This is a genomic window from Halobacillus sp. H74 (genome assembly GCF_052246715.1).
In the GTDB taxonomy this organism is placed as follows: Bacteria; Bacillota; Bacilli; order Bacillales; family Halobacillaceae; genus Halobacillus; species Halobacillus litoralis_A.
The window spans coordinates 99,335-112,916 of record NZ_JBQQCI010000001.1; the positions used below are offsets into that span (position 1 = coordinate 99,335).

At 43.8% G+C, this 13,582-nt stretch carries 11 protein-coding genes; 1 reads left to right on the top strand and 10 read right to left on the bottom strand.

The genetic code is table 11. The features are described from left to right. Positions 1-282: 282 nt before the first annotated feature. From ACTWPX_RS00565 to rpoE, 6 genes are all read right to left on the bottom strand, one after another. Positions 283-1,569 carry a UDP-N-acetylglucosamine 1-carboxyvinyltransferase gene (locus ACTWPX_RS00565; RefSeq protein WP_128525564.1) on the bottom strand — a complete coding sequence of 429 codons (1,287 nt, stop codon included), beginning with the start codon at positions 1,567-1,569 and terminating at the stop codon, positions 283-285. A gap of 68 nt (positions 1,570-1,637) precedes the next feature. After that, positions 1,638-2,279, bottom strand: coding sequence for a fructose-6-phosphate aldolase (gene fsa / locus ACTWPX_RS00570; RefSeq protein WP_128525563.1), 642 nt, complete (start codon positions 2,277-2,279; stop codon positions 1,638-1,640). A gap of 116 nt (positions 2,280-2,395) precedes the next feature. Continuing rightward, positions 2,396-3,259 (bottom strand): class II fructose-1,6-bisphosphate aldolase, encoded by an 864-nt coding sequence (fba, locus tag ACTWPX_RS00575; protein WP_128525562.1) that lies wholly within the window; start codon positions 3,257-3,259, stop codon positions 2,396-2,398. A 156-nt stretch (positions 3,260-3,415) separates the two neighbouring features. Then, the gene (locus ACTWPX_RS00580) at positions 3,416-3,787 is read right to left on the bottom strand and encodes a response regulator (protein WP_128525561.1); all 372 of its coding nucleotides are present in this window, start codon (positions 3,785-3,787) and stop codon (positions 3,416-3,418) included. 227 nt (positions 3,788-4,014) lie between these two features. Further along, a complete protein-coding gene (locus tag ACTWPX_RS00585; protein ID WP_443118048.1) occupies positions 4,015-5,619 on the bottom strand; it encodes a CTP synthase in 1,605 nt (534 codons plus the stop codon). A gap of 347 nt (positions 5,620-5,966) precedes the next feature. Beyond that, positions 5,967-6,512, bottom strand: coding sequence for a DNA-directed RNA polymerase subunit delta (gene rpoE / locus ACTWPX_RS00590; protein ID WP_443118049.1), 546 nt, complete (start codon positions 6,510-6,512; stop codon positions 5,967-5,969). Positions 6,513-6,934: 422 nt separating this feature from the next. On the opposite strand from rpoE, the gene ACTWPX_RS00595 reads away from it, so the two are divergent. Then, entirely contained in the window at positions 6,935-7,252 is a 318-nt protein-coding gene (locus ACTWPX_RS00595) for a hypothetical protein (protein WP_443118050.1), read from the top strand. A gap of 332 nt (positions 7,253-7,584) precedes the next feature. On the opposite strand, the gene icmF is transcribed toward ACTWPX_RS00595, so the two are convergent. From icmF to ACTWPX_RS00615, 4 genes are read right to left on the bottom strand one after another with little or no spacing between them, the layout of a single operon-like run. Further along, positions 7,585-10,830 carry a fused isobutyryl-CoA mutase/GTPase IcmF gene (gene icmF, locus ACTWPX_RS00600; protein WP_443118051.1) on the bottom strand — a complete coding sequence of 1,082 codons (3,246 nt, stop codon included), beginning with the start codon at positions 10,828-10,830 and terminating at the stop codon, positions 7,585-7,587. Positions 10,831-10,848: 18 nt separating this feature from the next. Then, on the bottom strand, positions 10,849-11,478 hold the full coding sequence (locus ACTWPX_RS00605) for a TetR/AcrR family transcriptional regulator (RefSeq protein ID WP_443118482.1): 630 nt from the start codon (positions 11,476-11,478) through the stop codon (positions 10,849-10,851). Between the two features lie 2 nt (positions 11,479-11,480). Then, complete coding sequence (gene meaB / locus ACTWPX_RS00610; RefSeq protein ID WP_443118052.1) at positions 11,481-12,419, bottom strand: methylmalonyl Co-A mutase-associated GTPase MeaB; 939 nt, start codon at positions 12,417-12,419, stop codon at positions 11,481-11,483. A 15-nt stretch (positions 12,420-12,434) separates the two neighbouring features. Further along, positions 12,435-13,574 (bottom strand): acyl-CoA dehydrogenase, encoded by a 1,140-nt coding sequence (locus ACTWPX_RS00615; protein ID WP_443118053.1) that lies wholly within the window; start codon positions 13,572-13,574, stop codon positions 12,435-12,437. Positions 13,575-13,582 lie beyond the last annotated feature (8 nt).

The following is a 13,582-nucleotide window of genomic DNA, read 5'->3' on the forward strand; positions in this document are numbered from 1 at the left end:
ATTTACGAAAACTTTTTGGAGGGGGTTATTATAGGATAAGAGGAAGCCGCTGCAATACGACTTCCTCTTATGATGAAGAATAAAGATTTAAATCGTGGTTTAATAACCAGATTCGTTTTTTCATCAGGCTTTGATATCCGTCTGTGAACGGAGATTGCCTGGTTTTGCTCTCACGACCACCGTTCGGGTCGTTGTCGTTACCTTATCCATATGAAATGGATGCCAGAATTTCTCTCCATTCAGAAAAGGTTTGTTCTCATTTCTTATGGAAAGATATGGCAGTTAAGAGTTTTGGAATTGCTCAATTTCTTCTTCAGACATTTCCTCGAACCAGACCTTTGCGCCTAAGTTGTTCAGCTTAGTCGTAATGTTATCATACCCGCGTTCTATATGATCAACACCAGTAATCTCTGTGGTACCTTCTGCCATCAGACCAGCTATGACAAGGGCTGCGCCAGCACGTAAGTCCGTCGCTTTCACTTTTGCCCCTTGCAGCTTAGATGGTCCAGTCACTATGGCTGAACCGCCTTCAACCTTGATCGAAGCATTCATTCTCCGCAGTTCATCTACATGTTTGAAACGTGCTTGATAGATCGTATCTGTCACTACACCTGTTCCATGAGTCTGCGTGAGGAGAGAAGTGAACGGCTGTTGTAAATCCGTTGGAAAACCGGGGTATACAAGTGTCTTAATGTCAACACTACGCATGTTTTTCCCTGGACGAACATACAGTTGTTCATCGTTTTCCTCAATCGTGACACCCATTTCTCTCAGTTTTGCCAAAAGCGACTCCAAGTGCTGAGGGATGACGTTATCAATAATCATTTCCTCTCCTTGAGCAGCAGCCATGATCGTGTAGGTCCCTGCTTCGATCCTGTCTGGAATAATCGTATGCAGACATCCCTGGAGGCTATCGACACCTTCGATACGAATCACATCTGTCCCTGCACCTTTGATCTTTGCTCCCATACTTGTAAGTAATGTGGCTACATCAATGATTTCTGGTTCCTTAGCTGCATTTTCAATGACAGTTTTCCCCTTCGCTCTTACAGCAGCCAGCATAATGTTGATGGTAGCACCGACACTGACGACATCAAGGTAGATCCTCGCCCCACGAAGCTCCTTAGCCCTGAGGTAGATCGCCCCTTGTTCATTTGTCACTTCAGCGCCTAAAGCTTCAAAACCTTTGATGTGCTGATCGATCGGGCGCGGCCCAAGATGACACCCACCGGGAAGACCGATGACAGCCTTATTGAAACGACCGAGCATTGCTCCCATGAAGTAATAGGAAGCTCTCAATTTTTTAACTTTTCCATTCGGCAGTGGCATGTCCACCATTTCAGAAGGATCGATATGAACAGTACTATCTTCTTTGCGGACTGTTCCTCCAATTTCTTCTAACAGGTCAGACAAAATTCCAACGTCAGATATGTCAGGAAGTCCTTCGATCGTCACGGGCGATTCTGCTAGAATAGCTGCAGGTAACAAGGCTACAGCGCTATTTTTCGCTCCACTGACCCGTACTTGACCACGAAGAAGGGTTCCGCCTTCCACTAATAGTTTATGCATGGATAACTCCTCGCTTTAAGGTAAAGATTATAACCTTAGTATGTGCAATATTTTCCATTACACACCAATTATTTTTGTTTATTCCAGTCATTTAAAAACTTTTCAATGCCTTGATCGGTTAATGGGTGCTGCACAATTTGGCTGAATACTTTAAATGGTACTGTCGCAATATGCGCCCCATGATAAGCTGCTTCTGTCACATGGACCGGGTGGCGGACAGACGCTGCAATAATCTCCGTGTCTATCGCATGACGATCGAAAATCTCAGAGATTTGTGCGATCAGCTCTACACCATTATGGCCGATATCATCCAGGCGTCCCAAGAATGGAGAAACAAAGGAAGCACCTGCGCGGGCAGCTAGTAAAGCCTGGTTCGCAGAGAAAACAAGGGTCACATTCGTTTTGATATTCAAGTCGCTGAATGCTTTCACTGCTTTCAAACCTTCTAAAGTCATCGGAACTTTAACAGTAATGTTCGGGGCGATTGCAGCGAGCTCTTTTCCTTCTTGAATCATGCCTTCTGCATCTTCCGAGATTACTTCCGCGCTTACAGAACCATCCACTTCATCTGTAATCTCTCTCAAACGTTCATGAAAAGAGACACCTTCTTTAGCTACAAGACTCGGGTTTGTCGTCACCCCTGCTAATATTCCTAAAGCGTTCGCCTCGCGTATGTCTTCAATGTTCGCTGTATCGATGAAAAATTTCATATCCCCACTCCTCTTCCCTCTATTTTTGGCAATCGTGAAAATTGTCGAATGATGGCGTTTTCATAGCTCATTAAAAGGAAACCGCTACATGGTAGCGGTTTTCCTCTTTACTATTTTTACGCTTGTTGAGAAGAACCGAACTCGCGCATTTTACCGATAACGGTTTCTTTGATAGCGTCGCGTCCAGGTCCCAGATATTTACGAGGATCATATTGTTCAGGCTGGTCAGCTAGTACTTGACGCACAGCCTTGCCTTGAGCCATCTGACTCTCTGTATTTACATTGATTTTTGCTGTACCGAAAGAAATTGCTTTTTTAACATCTTCTGTCGGGATTCCTGTACCACCGTGAAGAACAAGCGGCTTGTCTACAAGGCCCATGATTTCTTCCATGCGATCAAAGCCAAGGTTCGGCTCGCCTTTATAAGGTCCGTGGACAGAACCTAGTGCTGGTGCAAATACATCAACATTCGTTTCGTCGACCAATTGCTTACATTCAGAAGGAATCGCATACGCAGCTTCAGCGTCGTCTACGATGATATCATCCTCTTGTCCACCTACGCGGCCAAGTTCTGCTTCTACAGATACGCCGTGGATGTGAGCAAGTTCAACAACTTTACGAGTTACTGCAATGTTCTCTTCCAATGGGTCATGGGAAGCGTCGATCATGACAGAAGTAAAACCAGCGTGGATCGCTTCTGCACATTTCTCAAAGCTTGAACCATGATCCAAGTGAATCGCAACAGGGACTGTCGTACCATATGATTTCATAAGTGCTTTCACCATATCGACGACCACGTTGAAACCACCCATGTAACGTCCAGCACCTTCTGATACACCCAGGATAACCGGGGACTGCTCTTCTTCAGCAGCCTGAAGAATGGCTTGAGCATATTCTAAATTATTCAGGTTGAACTGACCTACACCGTAGCGTTCTTCCTTCGCTTTTTCTAGCATTTCTTTCATAGATACTAGTGGCATGAAAGAATCCTCCTTTAGTTACGTACTACGCCTATTTACAAGCCTGTTTCCATAAGAAAACACACCATGTAAGTTTGGTTACAGTATTAGAATACCAATACCCTTTCCATGGTGCAACAGCAGGAGAATTATATAACGCTTACATTGTAAAAAAAGTCATGACCGACTATGAACAAGGGTATTTTCGACCATTTTTTTCAAATTATGGATGTCGAATGGCTTTGCTATGATATCTGTAACAAAAGGAAAATCGACGTCTTTTTCCAATGAGTCTTTAGATGAGCCAGTGATTATGATCACTGGGGCATCAAAGTCTGTTTTTTCTAGATACTGAAGAACTTCTCTGCCATGCATGACCGGCAGATTATAATCCATGATGATGAGGTCCGGATTGTGTTCTTCAACCAGGTCACAAGCTTCCTTACCCGTTTTCGCGCATACCGTAACATATCCCTCTGTTTTCAAAATTTCCACTAAAAGAAGTCGTATTCCTGGTTGGTCATCTACGATAAGGATTTTATTCGACATGATTTTTCCCCTTCCTTTCTCCTGCAATTTTCAGCTGTTTAAACTAATCCCTCTTTTATCCCTGTTATTTACATTCGAGGACTTCTCTCTCATTTCCTGCGCATATATGTTCGGTATGTCAAAATTTCTGTTAGTTCATATGACAAAATAAACAGAAATACTCCAAAATACACCCCGAAATCCCACAAAAAAAGTGCTACGTCCGTGGGACATAGCACTTTCTCCTTTTATTGATTTGTTTTCATCGCTGCTCCGACAAAGCCGTAAAAGAGTTCTTGCGGACGAGTCGGACGAGACTTGAATTCCGGGTGGAATTGGCTGGCGACAAACCAAGGATGGTCTTCCACTTCGATAATTTCTATCAAGCGGCCATCCGGGCTTGTTCCTGAGAATTTAAAACCAGCGGATTCCATTTGCTCACGGTAATGATTATTGAACTCAAAACGATGACGGTGACGCTCATAAATGACTTCTTCTCCATAAGCTTCCATCGCTTTTGTCCCTTCTTGAAGACGGGAAGGGTAAATACCCAGACGCAAGGTCCCCCCGAGATCGGACACATCTTTCTGTTCAGGGAGCAAGTCAATAATCGGGTATTCGGTGGATGGATTGATTTCTGCAGAATGCGCACCTTTCAGCCCCAGCACATTACGAGCGAATTCAACAGTCGCCAGTTGCATTCCAAGACAAATTCCCAAGAATGGAATGCGTTTTTCACGGGCGAAACGAATGGCATCAATCTTTCCTTCAATACCACGATCACCGAAACCACCTGGAACAAGGATTCCATCTACATCTTGCAATTGTTCGGCAACATTATCCGCATTCACGTTCTCGGAATTCACCCATTTCACATCTACATCAGAGTCGTAACTGTAACCCGCGTGCTTCAAGGCTTCGACGACAGAGATGTAGGCATCCGGGAGCTCCACGTACTTACCGACAAGAGCGATTGTTGTTTTATGCTGCAAACTTTTCACCCGGTCAATCAGTTTGTTCCACTCTGTCATATCTGCAGGTGGGCAATTCAAACCAAAGTGATCACATGTAAGTTCATCCAACTTTTGGTCCTGGAGTGTAATCGGGATTTTATAAAGCGTATCCGCATCACTTGCTTCAATCACAGCGTTCTTATTAATGTCACAGAAGAGAGCAATCTTCTCTTTCATGTCTTCAGAGATAGGCATCTCCGTACGTAACACTATGACATCTGGCTGAATACCGAGAGAGCGCAGTTCTTTCACACTATGCTGGGTAGGTTTTGTCTTCATTTCACCAGCTGCCTTCAAGTAAGGCACAAGGGTACAATGCAGGTACATGACATGTTCGCGGCCGATATCACTTTTGATCTGCCGGATGGCTTCAAGGAATGGAAGAGATTCGATATCTCCGACCGTCCCACCGATTTCAGTTATGACAACATCCGCGTTCGTTTCATGTCCTGCGCGGAATACACGTTCTTTGATTTCGTTCGTGATATGTGGAATTACTTGGACTGTGCCTCCCAAATAATCACCGCGACGTTCTTTTTTAATAACATTAGAGTAGACTTTCCCTGTTGTCACATTACTGAACTTATTCAGATTGATATCGATGAAACGCTCATAATGACCCAGGTCCAAATCCGTTTCTGCGCCATCGTCAGTAACGAAGACTTCTCCGTGTTGATATGGACTCATCGTCCCCGGGTCCACGTTGATGTACGGATCGAATTTTTGAATGGTTACTTTCAATCCTCTGTTTTTTAATAGTCGGCCCAATGATGCAGCCGTTATGCCTTTACCTAAGGAAGAAACGACACCGCCAGTTACGAAAATATACTTTGTTGCCACGTTGAATCCCTCTTTCTCTCTTTGTCTTATTTAGTTATTTACTATTAAATATTTTTGATAAGGGGTAAAAAAACAAAAGCATCTGCACCCACAACGTTAAAAAGTAAAGCAAACTCCTGAAATGGCAGTATTCACACCCATAGCAAGACATGATTTATTATTTGATGTGGGCGTTGAAGCTGAAATTCATTATAAAAAATAAAAATACTCCGTCGACCGATTTTTTTACAATTTCCTATAAAAAACAAAAAACGCTCCCCCGGTTCGGGGAGCGTTTGGAATTTCGATTAAGAAATTAAAGAGCCCAAATAAGATTCTACTGATATGACTTTTAAAAGTCAACCACATTATTTTTCTTCTTCATCATCATCACCAATGAAGCTGATATCATCCTCGACTATTTCTTCCTCTTCTTCGTCGAGATCATCCTCATCATAGTCACCTTCGAAATCATCATTATCATCAAGGTCAAGGTCTTCATCCGTTAATTCCACATCATCTTCAAGACCATCTTCTTCTGTATCGTCATACTCAGAAACGCCCAATTCATCTTCAAGCAACTTGGAAGGTTTCTTTTTTCTCTTTTTCTTTTTCTTTTTACGTTTTTGTGGAAGGCTGGCAATTTCCTCTTCCATCTGTTCTACAGGGTACCAGCGTTTAAGCCCCCAGCGGTTCGTACCGATCGTCATGAACTGCCCATCGATATTCATGTCTGTGTAAAATTGGGCGATGTACTCTTGTTTTTGTTTGGCATTGAATTTCTTCATCGTCGCAATACGGCGGAAAATCTCATTAAAATCGATGGCTTCTCTTTCCTCTTCCAATATAATGGTAGCCAGTTCAATCATGGAGATTTCATTAATTTGGTCTTGGCTAAATTCTTTTAAGCTCACGGTCCAGCACTCCTTTATATAGACAAAATAGAATTAATGACTTCATAGGCATACGAATCACATTTAATCATACCACCCATTATATGAGTTGACTTTACAAAAATCAAATAGGGAACGCCTTTCACTTTATTATCTTTTGTAGCCAAAGTAACATGAAAGTAAACTTTTCATTTAAAATATTGATTAGACAATAATCTTGGTGTTCCTGCCATTTTACTTTAAAATAGGGTATATTCACTGTCATTATTGTTTTTGTATCTTAAAAATGACTACCAGCATTCCTTCACAAATGTGCAGGTTCGTGGAGAGAAAAGTCTTTTCCCCAAGATGAAGTTGGTGGGCTGGGAAATGACGGGACTCCTATCTTAAATGCAGAAGCACCTTGATCAACAAAAAAATACTTAAAGTAAGGAGAAATACTAATGAAATCCCATCCTTTTAATTGGATTGCAACTTTAATCGCAGTGCTGGCAATTGGAATATGGCTATTTACAAGCTTTGGTATGATTCATTCAAAACATATGGAAGAAGCTGTGATTACCGAAAAGACACATGATGAGGAGGATTACTTCATCATCGTGGAAGATAAAAAGGTCCATGTAAAGGACACAAGCACCTGGATGCTGCTTGAAACTGGTGAGACCTATAATATCACTTACGAATGGTACGGCATGAAAAAACCTTATGTAACTGATGTGAACCAGGCCCATGACGAAGATCAAGTTGGTGGAGGTCACTAATAGCATTGAGGCTGGGATAAAAGGTTTTTTCCACTAGAAAACCCGAACGAATCGTTCGGGTTTTATTTATGAAGCAATAAATGCATACGCCGCTCCGCATCGATTTCAGCGGACATCCCCTCAGCCTCCTTAGAAAGTGAAGATCGTTATATTTGATGATTTATCGAGGACCCGCTTGATCCAAGGCTTCCGCATCCCTCTCCACACTTACTTATCCGGTTGCGAGGGACAGACCTTCACGACATAAGCAGCCCATCTGCGTGAAAAACCCCCTTCACTTCGATGGGCTGCTTATGCGGGGCAAGTCTACACGTCCCTCTCCACACTTACTATCACATATTCCTTCTGTACTGTCCGCCTACTTGGTAGAGGGCGTTGGTGATTTGGCCGAGGCTTGCTACTTTTACGATTTCCATGAGTTCTGCGAAAATATTCCCTCCGCTTGCAGCGACTTCCTGCAAACGATTAAGCGCTTGATCTGCTTCCGATTCATTCTCGTTTTGGAAATTACGTAACTCACGGATTTGGTGCTCTTTTTCATCCTTACCAGCTCTGGCAAGTTCCATAGAGTCGATTTCTTCTTCAGAAGGCGGGTTCGGATTCAGGTACGTGTTGACACCTATGATCGGCAACTCTCCTGAATGCTTTTTCCCTTCATAATATAAAGACTCTTCTTGGATTTTACCACGCTGATATTGGCGTTCCATTGCACCCAGTACTCCGCCGCGATCATTGATGCGTTCAAATTCCTGCAGGACTGCTTCCTCAACTAGGTCTGTCAGTTCGCGGATAATGTAGGAGCCTTGTAAAGAGTTTTCATTCTTCGTCAATCCAAACTCTTTGCTGATGATCATCTGAATCGCCATTGCGCGTCGAACAGATTCTTCTGTTGGTGTTGTGATCGCTTCATCATAAGAGTTTGTATGCAAGGAGTTACAGTTATCTTGAATCGCGATTAACGCTTGCAGAGTCGTGCGAATATCGTTGAAGTCGATTTCCTGGGCATGCAGGGAGCGTCCTGAAGTCTGGATATGGTACTTCAACTTCTGGCTTCGCTCATTGGCTCCGTATTTATCCCGCATGACGATCGCCCATATACGACGTGCGACGCGTCCGAGGACAGTGTATTCCGGATCCAATCCATTTGAGAAAAAGAACGATAAGTTCGGCGCGAATTTATTGATATCCATGCCTCTGCTCAAATAGTACTCGACATAGGTGAATCCGTTTGCGAGTGTGAACGCAAGCTGTGTAATCGGATTCGCTCCTGCCTCAGCAATGTGGTAGCCCGAAATAGAAACGGAATAATAGTTGCGAACTTCATGATCGATGAAGTATTGCTGAATATCCCCCATCATTCTCAATGCAAATTCTGTGGAAAAGATACATGTGTTCTGGCCTTGATCTTCTTTCAGGATATCTGCCTGGACGGTACCGCGAACGACATGAATCGTTTCCGCCTTGATTTTCGCCGCTTCTTCATCGCTCGGGGCACGGCCATTCTCTTCTTTGAATTTCTCCAATTGCTTATCGATGGCCGTGTTGAAAAACATCGCAAGAATAATCGGTGCCGGACCATTGATCGTCATCGATACAGAAGTTGAAGGATCGACAAGGTCGAAACCATCATACAACTTCTTCATATCATCGAGTGTGCAGATGTTTACTCCACTCTCTCCTACTTTTCCGTAAATATCCGGGCGTTCGTCAGGGTCTTCTCCATATAAGGTGACAGAATCGAACGCTGTACTTAAACGTTTGGCATCATCACCCTCTGATAAGTAATGAAAACGTCTGTTTGTACGTTCCGGTGTCCCTTCGCCAGCAAATTGACGTTTCGGATCTTCCCCCTTGCGTTTGAAAGGAAATACTCCTGCCGTGAATGGAAAGGCTCCAGGAACATTTTCACGAAGCAGCCATGACAATCGATCGCCCCAGTCAGAGTATTTCGGGAGTGCGACTTTAGGTACTTTTGTTCCACTTAAACTTTCGGTGTTCAAATCCATGGTAATCTCTTTATCACGCACCTTGAATGTGTACGTATCACCACTGTACCTTTCATGAAGGTCATCCCAGTCTTCCAGCTTATCTATCGTTTCACGTTTCAATGAACGCTCATAATCGTCGACCATTCGTGTGATGCTGTCTTTGACCTCTTCATTTTCAAGCAATTCCAATGTGCCTTTGAGCTGGTAAAGCTTACGGGCTTTGTCAGCTTGATCTTCTGTTTCTGTATGGTAATTACGGACGGCTAAGGAAATATCTCTTAAATATTGCTTCCGCTCATTCGGAATGATGACGTTCTGCTTTTCTACTTTATCTACACCAGTAAAAGAAGTGTCATCCTCCCAAGCATATTTCTCATTCAATTGATCGATCAAGGCTGCGAATAAAGTGTTGGTGCCGGGGTCATTGAATTGACTTGCAATAGTTCCATATACCGGAAACTTGCTGTCATCTTCATGGAAAAGCATGTGACTGCGCTGGTACTGCTTTTTCACTTGGTTCATAGCATCCTCAGAACCTTTTTGTTCAAACTTATTGATCACGATAAAGTCTGCGAAATCGATCATGTCGATTTTCTCTAACTGGGAAGGGGCGCCGAACTCAGCCGTCATGACATACATGGACAAATCAGTCACATCCGTTATGGCTGCATCCCCCTGCCCGATCCCGCTCGTTTCAATAATGATAAAATCTACACCTGCAGCTTTGACGACCTGAATCGCTTCTTCGACTGCTGTTGAAAGTTCAGAGCGAGCCTCCCTTGTCGCCAGGGAGCGCATATAAACTCTCGGATTGAAAATCGCATTCATACGGATACGATCTCCAAGCAAAGCACCCCCTGTTTTTTTCTTCGTCGGATCGACAGACAAAATCGCTATTTTCTTATCAGGTACTTCATTGACGAACCGGCGAATCAATTCATCCGTAAGTGAACTTTTACCAGCTCCACCTGTCCCTGTAATTCCAAGGACTGGGATTGTCTTTTCCTGGACTTTTTCTACGGCTGTTTTAAAAGCGGCCACCGCTTCACGTTCTTCTTTCGGCGTGTTTTCTACATAGGTAATGAACCTGGCCATCGCTTGATGGTTTCCTTCAGATAAATCTTTTACTCCCTGCTCGACATCTAAAGGAGGAATGAAATCACATTCTTCGATCATTGAATTGATCATACCTTGAAGGCCATATGACCGCCCATCTTCCGGAGAAAAAACGCGGGCCACGCCATATTCGTGAAGCTCTTTGATTTCTCTAGGAATGATGACACCACCCCCGCCACCATAAACGCGGATATGGCCGGCACCTTTTTGATTCAGAAGGTCCACCATATATTTAAAATACTCGACGTGCCCCCCTTGATAAGAGGAAATCGCAATTCCTTGAGCATCTTCCTGAATCGCTGCATTCACAACATCTTCTACTGAGCGATTATGTCCTAAATGAATAACTTCCGCACCTGTCGATTGCAGAATACGCCTCATGATATTAATAGACGCATCATGACCATCGAATAAACTGGAAGCGGTTACAAAACGAACGGGATTCTTCGGCTTATATACCGTCGGTTGTTCCATATCCCATCTCCCTTTCTTTTAAGATGATTCCTCTACTTTGCTATTGAGACCTTCCAATAACAATTGAATTTGAATTTCTGTGTATGTTTCAATCGTAAATGTCCGTTGGAGAATCCACCTGCGGAAACCCCACATCTGCCCCTGGACAAATATATTGTTCGCGATCAGTTTCACTTGTGTTTCTGACCTTTGACCGGGAAGGCTGTTAAAGATGACTTGTTCCAGCATACTCACCATTTCTCTTTCTTTCTGCAAGACATAATCCTGAGCATCGCGTGATAATGATTTCACCTCTTGGTACATGACAAGTACTTCGTCCTGCATGTCGTCCATCAATTGGAAGTAAGAGCGTATGGCGTGAACCAAACTTTGTACACTAGTCTGATTCGGGTCGATAGAGGCTTCCATCCTCTCCTTCACTCGTTTATAGATCGAGTCACAGACGAGAAACAAGACATCTTCTTTCTTTCGGATATACTCATAGAGCGTGCCGATGCTGAAACCTGAGGCTTTTGCAATTTCACGGGTTGTCGTTTTGTGAAATCCTTTTTCTATAAAAAGTGTTACGGCGCCTCTGATCATCTGATTTCTCCGTTTGGTGACGAGTGCTTCATCTTTTATGGTAGAGGGTACTTGTTTTTCAGCCAATGTCACTCACCCTTCCTCCCCCATTCTTTAACCCAAGAACGGGCCAGCTGATAAGGATCAGCATCTGGATTTTGAAAGACCTCCAATTTCTGCTCATCCCGTTCAATTTCTGTTTTGACATCCCGCCAAATCTCTTCTCGAATTAAATCATAGACTTCTAATTTCAGCTGTTGCTTTCTCCGTTCTGTTCCTGAATCCGTACGATATAAATAGGAATGATGGTCATTCATATTCTTCCACAATTCGTCCATACCTTCTGATTCAGTGGAAATTGTTTGCACAATGGGCGGCTGCCATCCTTTGGGCTGAACAATCATCATGTATTCTTCAAGGGTCGACTTCAATTTCCCTACACCAGGTAAGTCAGCTTTATTGATGATGAACAAATCAGCAATTTCCATGATCCCCGCTTTGAAGATTTGCAGCACATCCCCACTGTTAGGAGTGAGTACGAGTCCTGTCGTGTCCACCACTTTCATAATGTCGAGCTCTGATTGACCGACACCTACAGTTTCAACCAGTACGACATCAAACCCATAAGCATCACAAACACGGATGCTGTCCTTAGTTGCACGGGCGAGTCCTCCAAGACTTCCTCTTGTGGCCATGCTGCGGATGAAAATACCAGGGTCGAGGAAATGTTGGTTCATGCGCGTGCGATCACCAAGCAAAGCACCTCCGCTGAACGGGCTCGTAGGATCGACAGCGATGACAGCGACTGTAAGATTCTGCTGTCTCAAAAAAGTGAGCAGCCGATTGATCAGTGAACTTTTTCCTGCCCCTGGAGAACCAGTGATCCCTATATAGTGGGCTTGCTTTTGGATGGAAAAAATATCGCTCATCAAAGAGAGCTTCTGATCATCGTCGTTTTCAATCAATGTGATTGCACGTGCCAATGCTCGCATATCCTGTTTTTGAATCCGTTCCGCGAGTGGATGCATAATTCAGTCACCTTTCTATTTCGTCATCATACGGCCGATAACAAGCCTTTGAATTTCCTGTGTACCTTCATAGATCTGAGTGATTTTCGCATCACGCATATATCGTTCTACTGGATAATCTTTCGTATATCCATAGCCCCCATGGACTTGGACGGCTTCTGTCGTCACTTTCATCGCTGTGTCCCCGGCGAACAGTTTTGCCATCGCAGACGATTTGGAGTACGGCAGACCCTCTGATTCTAAGTATGCCGCTTGATAGGTAAGCAGTCTTGAAGCTTCAATTTCTGTTGCCATATCAGCGATTTTAAATGAAATCCCCTGGAGATTGGCAATCGGCTTCCCGAACTGCTCCCGCTCTTTCGAATAAGAGATGGATTCATCCAGCGCACCTTGAGCGATTCCCACCGCTTGAGCAGCAATTCCATTTCGGCCGCCATCCAGCGTCATCATTGCTACTTTGAAACCTTGCCCTTCTTCCCCTAACAAGTTCTCTTTCGGTATCTTACAATCTTCGAAAATAAGCTCTGTTGTAGGAGAAGAACGAATCCCTAACTTCTTCTCTTTCTTGCCTGTAGAGAAGCCCGGTGTGTCTTTCTCGACAATAAAGGCACTGATGCCACGACTTCCCTGCTCAGGATCTGTTTTGGCAAAAACAATGTAAATATCTGCGACACCGCCGTTTGTGATCCATACTTTACTGCCATTCAACACATAATGATCCCCATTCGGTTTCGCTTGTGCCCGCATCGAGGAAACATCACTACCAGCTCCAGGTTCTGACAATGCATACGCCCCAAGCTTTTCACCAGAGGCTAACTGGGTGAGGTACTTTTTCTTCTGGTCTTCTGATCCGAATTTATAGATCGGCCAGCTTGCTAGTGAAATATGGGCTGATAATGTTACACCAGTTGATGCACAGACACGGGACAGCTCTTCGACTGCGATCACATAACTCACGAAGTCCGATCCGATCCCCCCATACTCTTCAGGCCAAGGAATCCCTGTCAAGCCGAGTTCTGCCATCTTATCGAATATCTCACGGTCAAAACGTTCTTCTTCATCACGTTCCGCTGCGGTTGGTTCTACTTCATTCTTTGCAAAATCACGAACCATTTTTCTAAGCATTTCCTGCTCTTCTGTTAATGTAAAATTCATTCTCGAAT

Excerpts from the sequence above, each read along its gene's own strand:
- ACTWPX_RS00595 (WP_443118050.1), top strand. The coding sequence starts at position 6,935 with ATGAAATCCCATCCTTTTAATTGGATTGCAACTTTAATCGCAGTGCTG.
- icmF (WP_443118051.1), bottom strand. The coding sequence starts at position 10,830 with ATGGAACAACCGACGGTATATAAGCCGAAGAATCCCGTTCGTTTTGTA.
- ACTWPX_RS00615 (WP_443118053.1), bottom strand. The coding sequence starts at position 13,574 with ATGAATTTTACATTAACAGAAGAGCAGGAAATGCTTAGAAAAATGGTT.
- fba (WP_128525562.1), bottom strand. The coding sequence starts at position 3,259 with ATGCCACTAGTATCTATGAAAGAAATGCTAGAAAAAGCGAAGGAAGAA.
- ACTWPX_RS00580 (WP_128525561.1), bottom strand. The coding sequence starts at position 3,787 with ATGTCGAATAAAATCCTTATCGTAGATGACCAACCAGGAATACGACTT.
- fsa (WP_128525563.1), bottom strand. The coding sequence starts at position 2,279 with ATGAAATTTTTCATCGATACAGCGAACATTGAAGACATACGCGAGGCG.
- meaB (WP_443118052.1), bottom strand. The coding sequence starts at position 12,419 with ATGCATCCACTCGCGGAACGGATTCAAAAACAGGATATGCGAGCATTG.
- ACTWPX_RS00565 (WP_128525564.1), bottom strand. The coding sequence starts at position 1,569 with ATGCATAAACTATTAGTGGAAGGCGGAACCCTTCTTCGTGGTCAAGTA.